General features: G+C 37.3%; 23 protein-coding genes and 1 tRNA gene. 15 read left to right on the forward strand and 9 right to left on the reverse strand.

Going from position 1 to position 19,097, the window contains the following annotated elements:
- Nucleotide 1 precedes the first annotated feature (1 nt).
- Complete coding sequence (locus ACFSR3_RS03415) at nucleotides 2-679, forward strand: YceI family protein (RefSeq protein WP_379819721.1); 678 nt, start codon at nucleotides 2-4, stop codon at nucleotides 677-679.
- Between the two features lie 30 nt (nucleotides 680-709).
- Here the strand turns inward: ACFSR3_RS03415 and ACFSR3_RS03420 are convergent, their stop codons facing one another.
- Both ACFSR3_RS03420 and ACFSR3_RS03425 read right to left on the reverse strand, forming a co-directional pair.
- On the reverse strand, nucleotides 710-1,618 hold the full coding sequence (locus ACFSR3_RS03420) for a TIGR01777 family oxidoreductase (RefSeq protein ID WP_379819722.1): 909 nt from the start codon (nucleotides 1,616-1,618) through the stop codon (nucleotides 710-712).
- A 77-nt stretch (nucleotides 1,619-1,695) separates the two neighbouring features.
- Nucleotides 1,696-2,148, reverse strand: coding sequence for a DUF4442 domain-containing protein (locus tag ACFSR3_RS03425; protein WP_379819723.1), 453 nt, complete (start codon nucleotides 2,146-2,148; stop codon nucleotides 1,696-1,698).
- Between the two features lie 146 nt (nucleotides 2,149-2,294).
- Here ACFSR3_RS03425 and ACFSR3_RS03430 point away from each other — a divergent pair, with 146 nt between their 5' ends.
- The 8 genes from ACFSR3_RS03430 (at nucleotide 2,295) to ACFSR3_RS03465 (ending at nucleotide 8,410) form a co-directional block, all read left to right on the forward strand.
- A complete protein-coding gene (locus tag ACFSR3_RS03430; RefSeq protein WP_379819724.1) occupies nucleotides 2,295-2,747 on the forward strand; it encodes a DUF4870 domain-containing protein in 453 nt (150 codons plus the stop codon).
- Nucleotides 2,747-3,139: a hypothetical protein gene (locus ACFSR3_RS03435; protein WP_379819725.1), complete on the forward strand. Its 393-nt coding sequence runs from the start codon at nucleotides 2,747-2,749 to the stop codon at nucleotides 3,137-3,139. The genes ACFSR3_RS03430 and ACFSR3_RS03435 overlap by 1 nt, the downstream gene beginning before the upstream one ends.
- 146 nt (nucleotides 3,140-3,285) lie before the next feature.
- Nucleotides 3,286-4,053, forward strand: coding sequence for a GIN domain-containing protein (locus tag ACFSR3_RS03440; RefSeq protein WP_379819726.1), 768 nt, complete (start codon nucleotides 3,286-3,288; stop codon nucleotides 4,051-4,053).
- A gap of 59 nt (nucleotides 4,054-4,112) precedes the next feature.
- On the forward strand, nucleotides 4,113-4,445 hold the full coding sequence (locus ACFSR3_RS03445) for a PadR family transcriptional regulator (RefSeq protein WP_114757867.1): 333 nt from the start codon (nucleotides 4,113-4,115) through the stop codon (nucleotides 4,443-4,445).
- Nucleotides 4,446-4,447: 2 nt separating this feature from the next.
- A complete protein-coding gene (locus tag ACFSR3_RS03450; protein WP_379819727.1) occupies nucleotides 4,448-6,205 on the forward strand; it encodes a PspC domain-containing protein in 1,758 nt (585 codons plus the stop codon).
- Nucleotides 6,206-6,222: 17 nt separating this feature from the next.
- Nucleotides 6,223-6,951: a head GIN domain-containing protein gene (locus ACFSR3_RS03455; protein ID WP_379819728.1), complete on the forward strand. Its 729-nt coding sequence runs from the start codon at nucleotides 6,223-6,225 to the stop codon at nucleotides 6,949-6,951.
- 51 nt (nucleotides 6,952-7,002) lie between these two features.
- Entirely contained in the window at nucleotides 7,003-7,491 is a 489-nt protein-coding gene (locus tag ACFSR3_RS03460; RefSeq protein WP_379819729.1) for a nuclear transport factor 2 family protein, read from the forward strand.
- Between the two features lie 82 nt (nucleotides 7,492-7,573).
- A complete protein-coding gene (locus ACFSR3_RS03465) occupies nucleotides 7,574-8,410 on the forward strand; it encodes a GIN domain-containing protein (RefSeq protein WP_379819730.1) in 837 nt (278 codons plus the stop codon).
- Between the two features lie 67 nt (nucleotides 8,411-8,477).
- Here the strand turns inward: ACFSR3_RS03465 and ACFSR3_RS03470 are convergent, their stop codons facing one another.
- From ACFSR3_RS03470 to ACFSR3_RS03490, 5 genes are all read right to left on the reverse strand, one after another.
- Nucleotides 8,478-9,269: an alpha/beta hydrolase gene (locus ACFSR3_RS03470; RefSeq protein ID WP_379819731.1), complete on the reverse strand. Its 792-nt coding sequence runs from the start codon at nucleotides 9,267-9,269 to the stop codon at nucleotides 8,478-8,480.
- 157 nt (nucleotides 9,270-9,426) lie between these two features.
- Nucleotides 9,427-10,173, reverse strand: a complete 747-nt coding sequence (locus ACFSR3_RS03475; RefSeq protein WP_379819732.1) for a DUF434 domain-containing protein — start codon at nucleotides 10,171-10,173, stop codon at nucleotides 9,427-9,429.
- Between the two features lie 59 nt (nucleotides 10,174-10,232).
- A complete protein-coding gene (locus ACFSR3_RS03480; RefSeq protein ID WP_379819733.1) occupies nucleotides 10,233-11,051 on the reverse strand; it encodes an alpha/beta fold hydrolase in 819 nt (272 codons plus the stop codon).
- Nucleotides 11,052-11,278: 227 nt separating this feature from the next.
- Nucleotides 11,279-11,806, reverse strand: a complete 528-nt coding sequence (locus tag ACFSR3_RS03485; protein ID WP_379819734.1) for a hypothetical protein — start codon at nucleotides 11,804-11,806, stop codon at nucleotides 11,279-11,281.
- 259 nt (nucleotides 11,807-12,065) lie between these two features.
- Nucleotides 12,066-12,140: transfer RNA gene (locus tag ACFSR3_RS03490), tRNA-Pro, on the reverse strand.
- A 166-nt stretch (nucleotides 12,141-12,306) separates the two neighbouring features.
- Here ACFSR3_RS03490 and trxB point away from each other — a divergent pair.
- From trxB to ACFSR3_RS03515, 5 genes are all read left to right on the forward strand, one after another.
- A complete protein-coding gene (trxB, locus tag ACFSR3_RS03495) occupies nucleotides 12,307-13,272 on the forward strand; it encodes a thioredoxin-disulfide reductase (RefSeq protein ID WP_379819735.1) in 966 nt (321 codons plus the stop codon).
- Between the two features lie 83 nt (nucleotides 13,273-13,355).
- Entirely contained in the window at nucleotides 13,356-14,111 is a 756-nt protein-coding gene (locus ACFSR3_RS03500) for a helix-turn-helix domain-containing protein (RefSeq protein WP_379819736.1), read from the forward strand.
- Between the two features lie 29 nt (nucleotides 14,112-14,140).
- Nucleotides 14,141-15,298: an FAD-dependent oxidoreductase gene (locus ACFSR3_RS03505; protein WP_379819737.1), complete on the forward strand. Its 1,158-nt coding sequence runs from the start codon at nucleotides 14,141-14,143 to the stop codon at nucleotides 15,296-15,298.
- Between the two features lie 110 nt (nucleotides 15,299-15,408).
- Nucleotides 15,409-15,879: a VOC family protein gene (locus ACFSR3_RS03510; protein WP_379819738.1), complete on the forward strand. Its 471-nt coding sequence runs from the start codon at nucleotides 15,409-15,411 to the stop codon at nucleotides 15,877-15,879.
- 45 nt (nucleotides 15,880-15,924) lie between these two features.
- Nucleotides 15,925-16,296: an iron chaperone gene (locus ACFSR3_RS03515; protein WP_379819739.1), complete on the forward strand. Its 372-nt coding sequence runs from the start codon at nucleotides 15,925-15,927 to the stop codon at nucleotides 16,294-16,296.
- 265 nt (nucleotides 16,297-16,561) lie between these two features.
- Here ACFSR3_RS03515 and ribH read toward each other — a convergent pair whose 3' ends face one another.
- Nucleotides 16,562-17,053: a 6,7-dimethyl-8-ribityllumazine synthase gene (gene ribH, locus ACFSR3_RS03520; RefSeq protein WP_379819741.1), complete on the reverse strand. Its 492-nt coding sequence runs from the start codon at nucleotides 17,051-17,053 to the stop codon at nucleotides 16,562-16,564.
- Between the two features lie 2 nt (nucleotides 17,054-17,055).
- Entirely contained in the window at nucleotides 17,056-17,832 is a 777-nt protein-coding gene (locus ACFSR3_RS03525) for a tetratricopeptide repeat protein (RefSeq protein WP_379819742.1), read from the reverse strand.
- A 145-nt stretch (nucleotides 17,833-17,977) separates the two neighbouring features.
- On the opposite strand from ACFSR3_RS03525, the gene recF reads away from it, so the two are divergent.
- The gene (gene recF / locus ACFSR3_RS03530) at nucleotides 17,978-19,057 is read left to right on the forward strand and encodes a DNA replication/repair protein RecF (RefSeq protein ID WP_379819743.1); all 1,080 of its coding nucleotides are present in this window, start codon (nucleotides 17,978-17,980) and stop codon (nucleotides 19,055-19,057) included.
- Nucleotides 19,058-19,097 lie beyond the last annotated feature (40 nt).

A 19,097-nucleotide genomic window follows, 5' to 3' on the forward strand; every position in this document is an offset into this window, starting at 1 on the left:
CATGAAAAAACAACTTTTTGTGGCAGCAACAGTTATACTTTTTGCCACCTCATGCCGAAAAGAAACTACTTCGGGCGAAGCAATAATTACCGAAGCCGAATTAACAAAACCCGTGGCGCCAGCCTCCCAAAAATATATTGCCGACACTTTGGTTTCCAATATTAACTGGATCGGCACAAAGCCTACCGGAAGTCACTCCGGAACAATAAAGCTAAAAGATGGTGTATTTTTTATAAAAGACAATGAGCTTGAAAGCGGAAAATTCACCATCGATATGAATAGCATTACCGTGACCGATCCAAAGGAAGATAAAAACAGAACAAACCTTGAGAATCACTTAAAAGGACTGGGAGACAAAACCAACGAAGACCATTTTTTTAATGTAACCAAATACCCTATAGGCATATTTGAAATTACCAATATAGCTAAAACCAACAATCAAACTTTAATTGAAGGCAATCTCACTATAAAGGAGATCACAAAAAACATCACCTTTCCGGCTTTTGTTAGTGTAAATGATTCAACTGTAATTCTAAACAGTGAGAGTTTTAAGATAAACAGAACTTTGTGGAATATAAACTATAATTCTAAAAGTGCTATTGAAAATCTTGGGGATCAATACATAGATGACAATATTGAACTGAAAGTTAGTGTAACTGCAAAGAGGAATATCAAATAATAGATATAGTCTCTGTATTTGAGAAGTATCTTAAGATTTCAATTCAACCTGAAGTGCCTTTTCGAGAGAGAGGTATTTAAACTGATATCCTTCACTTATAATTTTTTTTGCGCTGACATTCTGACTGTCAAACAACAATGTATGCATTTCGCCCAAAATAAGTTCCATTACGAATTTTGGCACATTCGGCAGAAAAAAAGGCTTGTCCATTACTTTAGCTGCAAGCTCCACTAAAGTATGATTTGTAACCGGATGGGGTGCCACAGCGTTATAAATACCTTCGAGTTCGTTGTGCAGAACATAAGCATAAATACCCGCAAGATCATCTAAATGAATCCATGACTGCATTTGCTGACCACTACCAAACGCAGCCCCAAAACCATATTTGATAGGAGTTGCAAGCTCTTTAAGAGCCCCCCCCTTACCTGACAAAACCAAACCTGTACGGATTTTTGCCACTTTTACACCTAATGTTTCCATTTTATCAGATGCAGTTTCCCATTGTTGTACTACAGTACTAAGGAAAGAATTATCAAAAGCAGCCTCATCTTCAGAATACACTTTATCAAGACTATTGGGATAAATACCTATTGCAGATGCAGAGATAAACTGATGTACACTATTAGGGTTATTTTTGAGGAGATTATAAATTGCATTTACAGATGCTACCCTACTGTTCAGTATTTGTTTTTTATAGGTGTCAGTCCACCGTTTGGCAATAGGCGATCCTGCCAAATTAATTACAGCATCTACATCCTCTATACAATGATTGTCAATTTCACCCGATTCAGGACTCCAGTAAAACCCTTTGTAGTTAGGTTCATCCTGTATCTTATCTTTTGAAGTAGTCAAATAATTAACAGATATGCCGTTCTTTAAGAGCAACGATACTAATTCAGTGCCTACAAGTCCCGTAGCTCCGGTTAATAATACCTTCATATCTGTTTTTTTGGTTAATCAAATATAAAAAGCCGTAGCCGAATACACCCGATTTTAACTTATATTTAAGGAAGAACTTATTTAACCTTAATGCTCCATTCAAACTCCATGAACGAAACCTGATCTCCGGCTTCATCCTTTCCTGTAGAGGTCATCCAAAAAGTTTGTCCTTCACCTGTCTCTATAGCTTTACGTATAGCATCCTCTATTAAGTTCCCATCATTACAGGTAAAAGTAATTCTGCCACGTGCCTTTTTAGTAAAGTTGCCTTTATTATTGGCCACCAGCATTGAGATTTTCTTCCCACTCTTCTTAATATGATACATAACCAGTGCCCCGGTAGTAAGTTCTGCAGCCATAGCCTGCACTGCAAAATACATAGAATTAAAAGGGTTTTGGTTAAACCACCGGTGCTTCACCGTAGCTACACATAAAGATGTAGATATAGCTTTTACCCTTACCCCGCTCCAATAGGCCGAAGGAAGCTTAGCAAACAGGAAAGTATTGAGTTTAGAAGGCGTGAATTCCATTATACATTTGATTTTCTGCTAAAATACAGATAATTAACCAATTTTAGAAATGTTAATTTTTTGTTAAAATACAGTACTTTGTATTGCACAATACCTGACAATAGACATATATTTGCATAGAATATTAATTGATATAAACCTATACTATGGAAACAATAGCAAACAAAAACACATCTACAATACTGCAGTTAAGCGCATTAACACAGTATTTTATTCCATTAGGTAACTTTATATTTCCGGCTTTGATATGGAGTCTTAAGAAAAACGATTCAGAATTTGTAGATTATAATGGTAAACAGGCAATCAATTTTCAGTTAAGCCTTTTCCTTTACTCTTTCCTATTAGCTGTAATTGCTGTACCAATTTTCCTATGTACATTTTTAAGCAACATGGACCTGATAATAAATTCTGACGGAGAATGGATCATAGAGCAATTTAGCCTTGGCAACATTACTTGGCTTGTACTTATTGCAGTGATAGCGGTTTGTATTGTAATACTTCTTAAAACAGCAGAGTTATTTCTTATCCTTTATGCAGCCGTAAAAAACAACAATGGACAACGATATGATTTTCCATTAACTATAAAATTCATAAAATAATGAAAACAATAACCGTAATGCTGTTAATGCTATTAATGATTGTTTCGTGCAACTCTAACGACAGCAACGTAAAATATAGCTATTCATACAATAGCGATGGTGTCATAAAAAGAGAAATGATCGTAAAAAACAACAAAAATGACATTGAGATAGAAATGAACGGTAATGCTACATTTAACAATGATGAAACGGCAATAACCCAACTAACTCCCGGAGGAAGTATAAACTACAGAAACAAGGACACCAAACTTATCGCAACCTCATCAAAAGAAGGCATAAAAATCAATATTGAAAAAAACAACAGTAAAATATCCGGCACCAGCGACACCGGTAAAGAAATAATTAAAGAAGCCATAATACATATAAAGAAATTACAACAAAAACATAAATAATCGTCGCAGAGTTCAATCATCAAAAAACAATCAATCAACCAATTCTGTCCTTAATCACGGCAGCAATCATCAGAGTTCAATCATCATCAATCCGCCTGCCGGCAGGCAGGTCAAATCAAATCAAATCAAATCAAAAACGAACAGTTATGAAACAATTTTTAACAACAGCGCTTTTAGTCGTAATCGGGCTTAGCGCACAGGCACAAACAAGTGAGACGCGTAAAAGTGAAAATTTTACAACACTTGACGTAAAGAACGGAATTGAAGTGGTATTCACACAAAGTGACGCCCCCTCTTTAAAAGTGGAATCCGATAACATTAAAACTCTTGAAAACATCGTTACGGAATTCAGTAAAGGCTCCTTGAAAGTCTACATGAGAGACAATGAAAACAAAGGACCGGTACTGGGAGTCGCTAAAGTATACGTTTCTGCAGCACATGTAAAAAACTTTAAAGCGGTTACCGGAGCAACGATAAAAGCAAACGGTAAAATTACAGGAGAAGAGCTAAGTGTAAAGCTGGCATCGGGAGCCTCTTTTACGGGAGAGCTAAACAGCAGCAAAAAATGTATAATTAAAGCGGAGTCAGGCTCTATGTTCAGAGGAATAGTAAAGACCGTAGAGTTTGAAGGAAAAACTACCAGCGGATCGACAATAAAAATTACCGGAAATGCTGACATCACTAAAGTAGCATGCAACAACGGATCTTTGATAGCAGGTAAGTTTTTAAGCCAAAATGCTGATATAAAAACAACAAACGGTTCAACGGCTTTTGTAAATGCTATTAAATCGATAAGTGCGGATGCCGATAACTCATCTTCAATTACCTATTATGGAGAACCGGCAGAAGTAAATTTAGGCAACAATATGTATGCTATAAAACGAGATAACCTTAAATTAGCTTTAAACAATTAGGGCTGAAGGTTATAGCATGAGACACAGAAAAAGAAAGTGAATTAAAAACATGATGACTAATGAATATTGAGAACACTAAGGCCCAGATGCGTAAGGGCGTCCTTGAATTCTGCATCCTGTGTGTATTAAAAGAAAAAGATGCATACACATCGGAGATCCTGGACACACTGAAAAACGCAAAGCTGCTTGTGGTTGAGGGTACTGTTTACCCATTGCTCACAAGATTAAAAAACGATGGACTTCTTAGCTATCGCTGGGAAGAGTCAACATCGGGCCCACCGCGAAAATACTACGGCCTGACCGATGAAGGAAGGGAATTTTTAAAAGAACTTAATATCACCTGGACGGAATTATCCGATGCAGTAAATATAATAACCAGTCAAAAAGCATAGCCATGAACAAAACAGTCAGTATAAATTTAGGAGGTTTCTATTTCCATATCGATGAAGATGCCTACCAAAAGTTAAACCGCTACTTTGACGCTATCAGACGTTCACTTTCTCCTGACGGGAAAGATGAGATTATGAGCGACATTGAAGGAAGGATTGCCGAACTGCTTTCTGAAAAGCTAAAAAGCGACAAACAGGTAGTAGGCAATGCAGAAGTTGATGAGATCATGGCTATAATGGGTCAGCCGGAAGACTACAGGATAGACGAAGAGACTACAGGCGAAAAAAACACATACACAGCCCCTGATTATAACTATGCTCCAAGAAACAAAAAATTCTACAGGGATGGTGATAAAGGTATGATTAGCGGTGTATGCGCCGGATTGTCACATTACTTCAGGATCGATCCATTATGGATAAGAATATTATTCGTCATATCATTATTTATCTCATTTGGAACAAGTATATTCATATATATCCTATTATGGGTACTTATCCCAAAGGCAATTACCACTACCGAAAAACTTGAAATGACGGGCGAACCCATCAATATCTCTAATATCGAAAAAAAGGTAAAGGAAGAAATTGATTCAATTACCGGAAAACTTCAGAATGTAGACTATGACAGGTTGGGTAATAATGCCAAAAACGGAGCCCAAAAAATAGGTAGTGGTATAGGAGCTGTATTCTCTGCCCTGTTTACAGGATTTGCAAAGGTAATAGGCGCATTAATTGCCGTTAGTGCAGCAATAATGCTGGGTGTAGTGGTGGTATTTTATTTCTCATTGTTATTTACCTCATCACTAAAGAACTCAATGTGGCATCCCTGGGTAGATGGATTTAATTATACCGATGCTCCGATATGGTTAATGGGTACAGCAGTATTCTTTATGATTGCCATACCACTATTCATGATATTCCTTTTAGGACTTAAGATATTGGTTGACAACTTAAAACCTATAGGAAACATTACTAAATTTACCTTATTGGCATTATGGGTACTATCTTTTGTGAGTGTACTTTACCTGGGTATAAGCCAGACTAAAGAAATAAACGATGAAGGTAAAACCGTATTCAAACAGGACATAAATCTTTTTGAAAATGAAGCAGCTCCTGAAAATGATACACTTCTGATAAAATTCAGATACAACGATTATTTTGCAAAATCATTTTACCCTGACCATAATGATTTCCGTTTTACACAGGATTCTATAGGTAACGATGTGATCTATTCAAATGATGTATCATTTGTACTGTTGAAAACCGATGGAACAAAGCCATTTATTCAGATTGAAAAAATAGCTAATGGCAGAACATCGGCAGAAGCGCGCAAAAGAGCGGAAAAAATTAAATATAATTTCAAATTTGAGGGAAATACCTTAATTTTAGACAATTATCTGTTAACTGATATTACAAACAAATATCGTAACCAAAAAGTTGAAATCTATCTTTACCTGCCTGAAGGAACAATTTTTAAATGTGACGACAGCGTAAAAGAGTATGATAATACCGAAGACTGGTTCTTTAACCTTTGGTGGGATGATGCCAGCAAATGGGTATATAAAATGAAAGAGGACAAAGTAGAATGTCTTACATGCCCTGATGATGAGGAAGCTCCGGAAGATATTCCAGCTCCTCCTGCTCCGCCCGCTGATATTCATATTAACGGTGCAGGTAAAGGCCAGATAAATATATCTGATGAAAAAGTAAACCTGCACTTAAGTGTAGACAGTATTAACGTTACTGCCAAAACGAAAAAATAATTTAAAATATATTTCTCATGGTAAAAGTTATAGTTCATATTGCCAAAGCTATGGTTGCCATAGTAGTCTCATTATTATTTGCCTCATGCGGTTTTGATATAAGAACGGTTGACGGAGACGGAAATGTTGTAAAAAAAGAAATTCCTGTTACAGGTAACTTTAATTCAGTTTCTGTTGAAAAAGACCTTGAAGTTATACTTGTGCAAGGGAGCCAACCATCAGTAACACTTGAAACTGATCAAAATCTTGTAGAGCATATTAAGATTGAAATTAAAGGCCATGAACTTAAGATTACCTCAGATGCAAATCTTGATAGTGACATGAAAAGGATTACTGTGGTTATGCCTACCATTGAATCGCTTTCTACTTCCAGCAGCGCGAAGATTACTGCCAACGGTGTGATTAAAGGAGACTCAATGTCGTTTTCATCAAGCAGCGGAAGCAGTATTGACCTGACAATAGATGCTGACAAGCTTGAATGCGAAACCAGTAGCGGATCGCACATAGGTGTTTCGGGAAAAACAAATGATCTTGATGCTCAAACTTCAAGCGGCGGCCATATCAACGCTAAGGCATTAAAAGCTGAAAATGTAGAAGCAAATGCATCAAGCGGTGGATCAATTATTGTCGATGCTGTTAAACATCTGTCAGCAGATGCATCAAGTGGAGCAAATATAAAATATGTTACTACTCCTGCTAAACTAAAGCAAAATGCCAGTTCAGGCGGGAATGTATCGCAACTGTAATTTATACTCTTCAAAGCCTCCGAAAGGAGGCTTTTTTAATCTAAAACAATTATGAAAAAAATATATCTATTAGCATTAATTTTTGGTATTACTGCATCCATACATGCTCAGAATGAAGTTTACCCATCATCATCAGAAGTCCTGACTGAAAAAATTTTGAATCTGGACATCAAAGCATTTGATGCTTACAATACCTGCGATGTAGCGGCATTCAGGACTTATTTTACAACCGACCTTGAATTTTACCACGATAAAGGTGGCTATTCTAAAGGGATTGAGATATTCATAGAAACATTTAAAGCAAATATCTGTAACGAACCTAAGCCAAAAGTAATACGAAAGACTGTAAAAGAAAGCCTGAAGGTTTATCCACTTGAAGGTTATGGTGCCATACTTATGGGCGATCATGATTTTTATCTGATCGAAAACGGAGTAGAAAAGAAAACCGGAACCGCAAAATTCATTAACATGTGGCTACTGGAAAACGGTTCCTGGAAAATGTCGCGCGTGCTTAGTTATGAACACAAACCTTCACATTAAATTCATTTGTACATCATCAAACATCGGGGCTTCGCCGGTGTTTTTTTATATATTTGCGATAACCAATAAAAAATGAAATAACATGAAAAAAGCTTTCCTGCTACTATTGGCAGTACTTTTTACGTCTATTACGTTCGCTCAGAAAAAAGAAAAGATTAAAGGTTCTAAAATTGTTACCGTTACCCAAAAAGAAGTTGATAATTTTGAAAGTCTTGAAGTAGAAGACAACATAGAAATTTTTCTTTCTAAAGGTACTACACAAAGTCTGGAAATTGAAGCCGATGATAACCTTCATGAAACTTTTAAAGCTGAGCTAAATGGCACTACCCTTCGCATCTATACTGACAAAGAAATAACTTCTGCTAAAAAAATAAGCATTAGGGTTACCTATACTGATAACCTGAAAACAATAACTGCAAAAAATGAAGCTACAATAAATGCCCTTGCCGATTTGCAGCTGGAAAACATTACCATCAAAAATCTTGATTATTCTAAATCCTACCTAAATGTGAAATCTAAGAACTTCACACTGGTAATGAATGATAAAGCAACAGCTGAACTAAACTATCAGGGCGACAATGTAGTCGTAGAACTAAGCAAGAATGCGCAATTAAAAGCTCTAATCGCAGCAAGCATGACTGCCAAACTTGACCTTTACCAAAAAACAACGGCCACTATTGAAGGAGATGCGGCTGAAGCTAAAATCCGTGTAGATAACAATGCTTCGTTTACAGGAAAAAAATTCACTGTTAAAAATCTTGACCTGACAGCCGAAAGTTATACTCACTGCAACATTAATGCTGCCGAAAACATTACCATTGCTGCATCAGGCAAAGCAGAGATTGAGCTCTTTGGAAAACCTAAAGTACAGGTAACCAATTTTGCCGACAGTGCAGTATTGTACAAGAAAGAGATGTAATTAATACATAACCCATAAAAAAGCATCCGCCCTGGCGGATGCTTTTTTATTATACGGAGGGAGGATATTATTTTACTGCGCTTGTGGCAGCAGTTATAATAACGTTAGCAACTTTTGCAGGCTGAGAAATAAAAACAGCATGACTCGCTTTAATTTCTGTCACTTTCATGTTTGCCCTTTTATACATATTACGTTGTATATCAGGATTAATACCTTTATCTTCTGTAGCTACAATGCCATAAGCAGGTTTGTTTTTAAAAGCTGCAGTTTCTACTTTATCTGTAAAACATTGCCCGGCTATCGGCCCCTGTGAAGCATACATAAACCCTGCAAGGTCAGCACTTACATCGGCCGCAAAACCTGCGTGAAATTTAGCCTTATCAAAATAAACCATCCCGTTTGCATCAGGAGGAAGAATACCGTTTTCAGGAGCAGGAGGAAGTGACATTACCCACTGCAGTGTATCCTCACCTTTATCAGGTGCAAATGCCGCAATATATACAAGCCCAACAACTTTAGGGTTATTACCTGCCTGAGTAATTACTGTTCCGCCCCATGAGTGACCAACAAGTATTACAGGTCCATCTTGTCTGTCTATAATTCTGTTTGTTGCCGCTACGTCATCTTTTAAAGACGTCAGCGGATTTTGAACCACACTAACATTGTATCCCTGCTTAACAAGGATATCATAAACGCCTTTGTACCCTGAACCATCGGCAAAAGCACCATGTACCAGTACAATATTTTTCACTTTGCTTTTAGTTTGTGCCACTGTATAAGTAGCAAATAAGGCAATTAAAGCCATTACTGTTACTAAAAAGATTCTTTTTAGCTGCTTAATAAGATCTGTTGTTTTCATGTTATTTATTTTAATAAGTTGATTCCTTTATGAAATCCAAAAACAACACCTTAAAAGCAAAAAACTGAATATCAATACATTATATTTTATTCAGATTTTAATTTTTACGACATGAAGTAAAAACACACATTATACGCTTATCTCGTCATATACATTTTTATAATAGGTTAAACTCAATTATACTATCAGAACTATTCACTTTTAAAAATGTCGTAATAATAAAAGCTCCCAGATTAAACCATTCTGCACATTCATTTAGTATCCATGCATCAGAACTACAAACCAGCCTGGGCTCCTGAACAAGGAATTTATCGGGCGAATTTTCAAGATAGCAATCCCATTTAAAACTATGGTTTTCCGCAATCTCATAACACAGCACCTTAAGTTTTCCGCTGTTAGACACTGGTGTATCAAATATCCAGATTACTTTTTCAACCTCGAGACTTTCAAATAATTTTCCTATCATAATCAGTCCAGTCTCTGTCTGGTTTACTTTACGATAGGTGCCATGTACCGAAGAAATATCCCTGTAACAACCATCAAGTCCTTTGAAAACATACCCTCCTGACAAAAGTGTTTCTAACAATATCAAAACATTAAAACCATCCAGATAAACGGTCTTTCCTTTTAGATCGCTACTGTTAATTTCCTTTGCTCCCCTGAGTTCTGATTCCCTCTCTGAACATGACATACCTTGTAACGCCAAAAGCTGACGCGTTTTAAGCCTGTAACGATTCGCTGATAATGCTAAAGAAGATTTCATAGGATATCCTCTGCTTAGCAGGTAATACAAATCTTTTAAAGCTTCTTCGAGCTTCAATTGTTCATGAGCAGAAGCAAAAAGGCCTTTATCTTCTGAACTCTTCCCTCTGTTTCGTCTTGTTTCCGAATTCTGTTCTTCCATAAACCAAAAATAGAAAAGCCGGACAATATGCCCGGCTTTTAGTTTGAATAAATTCAAATTTAAGATCTGATAAACTCCAGAATATCTTTGTTGATGGTTTCTGCCTCGGTAGTTGGCATACCGTGAGGGAATCCGGGATAAGTAATCAATTTAGAATTTTTAAGTAATGCTGCTGATTTTGGTGCCTGATGTGCCGGTACGATCTGGTCATCCTCACCGTGAAGCACTAATACCGGAATATCAAGACTTTGAAGATTTTCTCTGAAATCAGATTCAGAGAATGCTTTTATTCCGTCATGATGAGCCAATACAGATCCATTCATTCCCTGGCGCCACCAGTTGTGACGGATACCTTCGTCTATTTTAGCACCTTCACGGTTCCAGCCGTAGAAAGGAATAGGGAAATCGTAAAAATAAGATGATCTTGTAAAGGCAGTTCCTTTACGGATCTCATCAAAAATTGACAACGGAATACCTTCAGGATTGCTTTCACTCTGCACCATGATTGGCGGCACAGCACTAATGATAACTGCTTTCGCAACACGGCCTTTTCCGTATCTAGCCGCATAGCGAATAACTTCTCCCCCACCTGTTGAGTGCCCAACGTGAATGGCATCTTTTAAATCAAGAGCTGCGGTAAGTTCTGCAACATCTGCTGCATAAGTATCCATGTTGTTCCCTTCGGCGCTTTGTCCTGAACGTCCATGACCTCTACGGTCGTGAGCGATAACCCTGTATCCCTGTTTTAGGAAAAACATCATTTGCGCATCCCAGTCGTCTCCTGACAAAGGCCATCCGTGATGAAAAACAATTGGTTGTCCTGTTCCCCAGTCTTTGTAATAAAATTCAGTTCCGTCTTTAAGTTTAATTGTACTCATGTCTTTAAGATTTTTTTAGATTATTAATTGGAAAAAATATTTTCTAAATGCACTTAAAGTTAAGCAATTAACACTCCTTAAAACATAAAAAACTAAAAATCAGAATATTAAAATTTTAAGCAATGATATTATATTACGATATATCGTGGTTTCTTTTAAGAATTGTAGCATATCGTTAAATCAAATAACAAACCCGAACAATACTGTCCGGGTTTGTTATTAAAGAATTAGATGTTCATATCTGATAAAACTTTCTTAATCTTTTCAGGTAATTCTTTTCCTGGATTACTAACAAGACTTCTAGGGTATGCTAACTGAATGGATTTAACTTTTCTACCATCTCTATATGTATAACATGTCAATGCAAAGTCACCAAATTTAGTTTTCATAAGAAATATCTGTACGGTAAACTTTTTTTCTTTAAAATCAATTACTTCCTGAACTAAAAATTTATTCTCAGCATCCGCTTTTAACATTTGTTCCTTAACAGCATCATTATATGCTTCATCCGAAAGCTGTTCTTTCGGAACATCGTCAGTAATTTTTACTGTGATTGAAGAATGATCTTTTGAATCAGTCAACGCAATCATTGTTTTGCGTTCAGAGTCTAATTGGGGTGTAATCAGTTGCCAATTTTCATCAAATTTTAACCGAAGCTCTGAATAAGATGATTTCCAGATGCCTTTCTCGGAGTTCTGAGAAAATGAAAATATTGAATTAAATAACAAAAGAAAAAGTAATATTATCTTTTTCATAAAATATATTAAGCCTTTTGGACCAAAATCAAATATATGAATCTTTTTGTAGCATATAAAAATAAAAAAGCAGAACATAAATGTTCTGCTTGTTGTCGGGGTGGCAGGATTATTTCATGATCCTGTAGTTGGAATTTGATACAACAAAATCCTTCTACGTTTTTTAACTGCCGGTATTTTTTGTTTTAGAGAAATTTTAAGCAAGCTTAATCCCCCTAAAACAAAAAATCCCTCCTGCAAAGCAGGAAGGATTTTGTTGTCGGGGTGGCAGGATTCGAACCTGCGACCTCCTGGTCCCAAACCAGGCGCGATGACCGGGCTACGCTACACCCCGAATTCAAATGAATTACCTCATTTGAGCGGTGCAAATATACTACTAAAATCGATATCTCAAAGCGATAACTGAATTTTATTTTTCAATAATGAAAACTGATAACTTTCAGTAGCTAATATTTTAATTAAAACTTACATTTGCAGAGCAAATTAAGACCACGAATATTATGTCTGAAACAATTGAAAAAATAAAGTGCCTTATCATAGGATCAGGGCCTGCGGGATATACTGCAGCCATTTATGCTGCAAGAGCTGATATGAAACCTGTTGTTTACACTGGTATGGAACCGGGTGGACAGCTTACGACAACTACCGAAGTTGATAATTTTCCGGGATATCCTGAAGGTATTGACGGACCAACAATGATGGTTCAACTACAGCAACAGGCTGAACGTTTTGGTACTGAAGTACGTATTGGGATGGCTACAGCTGTTGAATTTAGCAAAGAATCTGGCGGATGGCATAAAATCATCATAGACGGAAATAAAGAAGTTCACGCGCAAACTGTAATCATTTCTACTGGTGCTACAGCTAAATACCTTGGCTTGCCAAGTGAGCAACGCCTTAGAGGCGGAGGAGTATCAGCATGTGCAGTATGTGACGGATTCTTTTATCGCAACCAGGATGTAGCTATAGTGGGTGCAGGAGATACCGCTGCCGAAGAAGCTACTTACCTTGCCAACATTTGTAAAAGTGTAACAATGCTTGTTCGTAAAGACGTGATGCGTGCTTCTAAAGCAATGCAGCACCGTGTTGAGAACACTCCTAACTTAAAAGTACTTTTCAATAGCGAAGTTGATGAAGTATTAGGTGACCAGGTTGTTGACGGACTAAGAATTGTAAACAATGTAACCGGCGAGAAACATGACATTGCTATCACAGGCCTGTTTATAGCTATTGGTCACAAACCTAACACTGACATCTTTAAAGGTCAGCTTGACATGGATGAGACAGGTTACCTTATCACTGAAGGTAAATCTACAAAAACGAATATACCTGGAGTATTTGCTTCAGGAGATGTTCAGGATAAAGAATACCGTCAGGCTATTACTGCTGCGGGTTCAGGCTGTATGGCTGCCCTTGATGCTGAGCGTTACCTAGCAACAGTTGAAACTCATCACGAGATAGCTTAATAAAAGCCTATATAATAAGTAAGAGCCGAACCAATAGTTCGGCTTTTTTATTTAGCTTTATGCTATTGAGAAAAGCATAGGTAATGAGCCACAACTTTAATTATAAATTCATCCCACCTGAAAATTCCATCAGTGATTTTGTAGAAAGCATAGGAATGTTCGAAAATCCATCCGATGAACCGAAGGAAGTTGTGATTATGCCGGATGGCAGGATTGACTTATTCTTTTCCAAATCAGCTTGCGAACCATTTCATATTACGCTTATGGGACTGGAAACTTATCCCGAAGCAAGAGCCATTATGCCCGGCACCCTCACTTTCGTAATCAGTTTTAAACCATTAGCTGTCGAATATATTTTAAAGACTCCTATTGCCGGTTTTCTGGATAGTGCTAACGTACAACCCGCTAACTTTTGGAACTTTGGACCCGATGATCTGAATGATTTTGATACTTTTTACCAGAAAGCAACCCAGACAGTAAAAAACTTATTACCAAAAGAGATTGATGAACGAAAACGGAAGCTTTTTGAACTGATCTATGTTTCAAATGGAGAAATGACCGTAAGGGAACTTTCTGAAAAAGTTGGTTGGAGCAGCAGGCAAATCAACCGCTATTTTACACAACAGTTCGGGCTATCATTAAAAGCTTATTGCAATATACTTAGGTTCAGGATATCTTTAAAACATATTGCACACGGCCAGCTTTTCCCGGAACTTAATTTTACCGACCAGAATCATTTTATTAAGGAGATCAAAAAATTCTCCGGTGAAGTTCCGAAAGAGTTATCCAAAAATAAAGACGACCGATTTATACTATTATCTGTACTGAAGCAGCAATAATTTTGTCCTGTTAATTAAGAAATGACAGTATGAAATTAAATGATAAACAAATCGCCATCGTTGGCGGTGGGCCTGGTGGACTTACACTGGCAAGACTGCTACAGCTTAAAGGAGCCAATGTAAAAGTATACGAAAGAGACACTGATAAATATGCCCGGGTACAGGGTTCCCCTCTTGACCTGCATGACGAATCAGGACTGGCAGCCATTCGTAAAGCAGATCTATTGGACGAATTCAAAAAGAACTATATGCCCGGTGCAGATAAAGCTATTATTACAAACCATAATGCAGAAATTATTTTTAAAGACCACGAAGCAAAACCTGATGAAAATTTTGGTCATGAACATTTTCGTCCCGAAATAGACCGTGGCCCTTTACGAAACATATTATTGGAATCACTTGAATCTGACACTGTAATATGGGACAGTCATTTTATAAATATGGAAGAACAGCGTAATGGATGGTTACTCCATTTTAAAAATGGCGCTTCATTTTACGCAGACATAGTGATTGCCGCAGATGGTGCCAATTCTAAAATACGTACCTACCTTACCGATATTAAACCGTTTTATTCGGGAATAACAATGCTTGAAGGGAACATTTATAATGCTAGAGAAACCGCACCCAATTTTAGCGCTATGCTGGATGGTGGAAAAATAATGGCTTTCGGCAATTCAAAATGTATACTGGGAGGACAAAAAGGTAACGGAGACATAGGGTTTTATGCCAGCATAAAAATTGATCAGAACTGGGCAACCAATAGCGGTATTGATTACACAGATAACAAACAATTGCTTGAGTGGTTCGGACAGGAATATCCTGAATGGGGCACTATATGGAACGAATTGTTTGAAAATGCTGCCTCTTTCATACCCCGACCAATATACTGCATGCCTTTAGATCAAACCTGGGAAGCAAAACCAAACCTTACCTTATTAGGTGACGCAGCCCATGTAATGCCCCCTTTTGCAGGTGAAGGCGTAAATATGGCCATGCTTGACGCTTTAGAATTAAGCGAGTGTCTGACATCAGACGAGTTTAATAGCACACAGGATGCTATCGCTCATTATGAAACCACTATGCGTAAGAGAGCCTCAGAAGCAGCAACAGAATCATTAAAAAATGGCGAAATGATGCACTCTGAAGGTGCGCTTGAAAAAATGCTTGCCTTTTTTAGCGGACACTAATTGTCTCAATTTACCCTCCTGATTGTCAGGTTTACACCGCAAGAGACATAAATCGATTAGGTAACTTTGGATTTATTATATTGAACAACAAACAATAAAATCTAATTATTATGCAAAAGATCACTCCATGCATCTGGTTTAATGGACGGGTTGAAGAAGCACTGGAACTTTACACTTCTGTTTTTAAAAACGGAAAGATCAAAAAAGTATCTTATTATGGAGAAGGCGCACCAATGCCGGCAGGCTCGGTACTTACAGCAGTATTTGAACTTAACGGCCAAGAATTCATGATCCTTAACGGAGGACCACATTTTACTCCTAACGAAGCGGTATCATTTGTAATTGAATGTAATGACCAACAAGAAATAGATCATTACTGGGACAGCCTTACAGCTAATGGAGGCAGCGAAAGTATGTGTGGCTGGCTAAAAGATCCGTTTGGGGTTTCATGGCAGGTAGTCCCTAAAGGATTGGGAGATTTACTAAATCAGAAAGATGCCGACAAAAGCCAGAAAGTGAAGGGTGCCCTTATGCAAATGAAAAAACTGGATATAGCGAAACTTAAAGCTGCAGCTGAATAATAAAGAACACCCTAAAGCCTTGCTTTAGGGTTAATTTTTTTAATTATGGATAAACCTAAACACATAAACGAATACATTGCAGGCTTTACCCCTGAAGTACAAAAGCTTTTAGAACAGGTTCGTCAAACCGTTCAGAAGACAGCTCCTGATGCCGAGGAAAGCATAAGTTATGGTATGCCTGCATTTAAACTAAATGGAAATCTGGTTTATTTTGCAGCTTTCACGAACCATATAGGCTTTTATGCCCTACCCTCCGGTAACGAAGCATTTCAAAAAGAAATAAGTAATTATAAAACAGGAAAAGGATCGATACAATTCCCTTTTGATAAACCTTTGCCTTTGGACCTCATCGCTAAAATAGTAAAATTCAGGGTTGAGGAGAATATTCAAAAGTCAGGACTTAAAAAGAAAAAGTAAGAACATATAAAAACAAAAAACCCTTTTCATCCTTGCGGTGAAAAGGGGAAGCCATAAAACCACACCTTACTTTAATTAAATGGCTTATTTCTTTTTGGGAACAAATTACGAATTCGTAATACTGTCAGATGTACCATTAAATCCGTTTACTTACAGGTATATACGAAAGACTATTTTCTTTGGATTTAAAAAAGTGTATTTTTTTTCAAAAAAAAAGCCCTTTCTTTCGAAAGAGCCTGATATTGATTAAAATAAATTTTAAAAATTATTTCGTTTGTTGTCTTAAATAAGCCATTTTAATAGCTACTATACCTGCTTCGGTACCTTTATTACCATGAATACCACCGCTACGGTCTATAGCCTGCTGCAGGGTATTATCGGTAAGCACACAAAACACTACAGGTACATCAGTTTGCACATTAAGATCTTTTATACCCTGTGAAACTGCTTCACACACAAAGTCGAAGTGCTTGGTCTCCCCTTGTATAACACTGCCTATAGCTATAACAGCATCAACATTTTGGGTATCTATCATTCTTTTTGAACCATAAATAAGCTCAAAGCTTCCCGGTACATCCCATGAAATGATATTTTCTGCCAACGCTCCATTTTCAAGCAATGCTTCAATAGCACCTTTATACAGGCCTGCAGTTATATTTTCGTTCCACTCAGAAACAACAATCCCAAACCGAAAATCTTTCGCGTTTGGGACAGTATTTTTATCGTATTCTGATAAGTTTTTATTTATTGTAGCCATACTTATTCAGCCATTGCAACATAGGCATCAATAGAAGCTCCTTCTGCAGAAGTGCTGTATTTATCCTGAATCTCTTTGAAATATTTAAGAGCATCTGCTTTTTGGTTTAAAGCAAGTGCCGTTTGTCCCGCTTTGAAAAGGAAACGTGGTGCGACAAGATCATTAGACGTTGCCTTAGCTGCTTTTTCATAGAACTCCAAAGCTGACTTATTATCTTTTAGCTGAGCAAAAGCATCACCTGTAGCTCCTTTAGCCATAGCATCAAGGATTTCATCTTTAGTGCTGAATTTCTCAAGGTGCTCTACTGCTTCTTTATATTTACCAATATTTAGGTATGAAGTACCTGCATAGTATTCAGCAAGGTTAGCTGCATCTGTACCGGCATGGTTCTCAATAATACCTACAAAGCCAAGTTTACCTTCACCACCTTTAAGAGCAAGGTTGAATAAAGAATCACTTGCAGTTGGTGCATTTACAGCCTGCTCAAAATATTGCTGAGCCTGGAACATATCCTCAGCAGCAGTATTTTCTTTAGGAGCATCTACAAATCTTGAGTATCCAAAATAACCAAGTACTGCAAAAGTTACAACACCTATCCCTACAAGGATACCTTTTTGGTTCTTAGCTACCCAGTCTTCTGTTTTAGAAGCAGTCTCATCAAGGGCGTTAAACACCTCTGCTGTTGTGCTTTTTCCGTCAAAAGTTTCTTCTACCGGTTCAACCTCTGTTACTACTTCGGGTTTTGGAGCTTTATAGCCTCTTTTGTTGTACGTTGCCATTTAAGTTATTTTAATGAGTCGCAAAAATAAAATTTTTATTGAATATTAAAATATCTTTTGTCGATATTTTTCGATAATTTGCGGCATATTAAGAAAAGAGCCTTGATTTGCACAAGGTTCTCACAATCAGGATTCCGTTTACCCCATGTATTTAAAGAATTTATCGCTCCTCAATTATAAAAATATTGCTGAGGCAAATTATGAATTTGACCCTAAAATAAATTGCTTTACCGGAAAGAATGGTGTGGGAAAAACAAATGTACTGGATGCTATTTATCATTTAGCCTACGGAAAAAGCTATTTTAATCCCTTAGCAGTACAGAATATTAAGCACGGAGAAGACTTTTTTGTGATAGACGGTACTTTTGATAAAGATAACCGTAATGAACAGATTGTTTGCAGCCTGAAAAAAGGGATGAAAAAAGTCCTGAAACGCAACGGAAAGATCTATGATAAATTCTCTGAACACGTAGGTTTTATACCGCTTGTTATTATTTCTCCATCAGACAGCGACCTGATTACCGAAGGCAGTGAAACCCGTCGTAAGTTTATCGACAGCGTAATTTCACAACTTGACCCCGCCTATCTTCAGGAACTCATTAATTACCAAAAGGTTGTTGCACAACGCAATGCCCTGCTGAAGTACTTTGCCCTGAATCATACCTTTGACAAGGACACCTTATCTATATATAACGAGCAGCTGGACGATCTTGGACACTCTCTTTTTGAAAAGCGTAAGCGATTTCTTGAGGACTTCATTCCTATCTTTAACAAGCATCATCAGTCGATAACTGACTCAGCCGAAGACGTAAGCCTGAGGTATGACAGTCATTTGCATAATAAAAGATTACTAGACCTTTTTGACGAAAGTCTGCAACGCGACCGTGTGCTACAATACACCAGCGTAGGGATACACAAAGATGACCTGCTTTTTGAGATCGAAGAACACCCAATAAAGAAATTCGGTTCACAGGGACAGCAAAAGTCTTTCCTTATCGCATTAAAGCTTGCCCAGTTTGAATTCATCAAAAAGCAAAGCGGGGTACTCCCAATCTTATTATTTGATGACATTTTTGATAAACTGGATGAAACCCGTGTTTCCAAAATTGTTCAGATGATAGACGATAAGGTTTTTGGACAGATCTTTATCTCGGACACCCATCCGGAGCGTACGGAAAACATTGTAAAGGAAACGCATCAGAGCTATACCTTATTTAATCTGTAATTATAATCTCAGATTAAAGCACTACATTTACTATTCAAAA

The organism is Flavobacterium suzhouense (assembly GCF_042684765.1).
GTDB lineage: Bacteria > Bacteroidota > Bacteroidia > Flavobacteriales > Flavobacteriaceae > Flavobacterium > Flavobacterium suzhouense.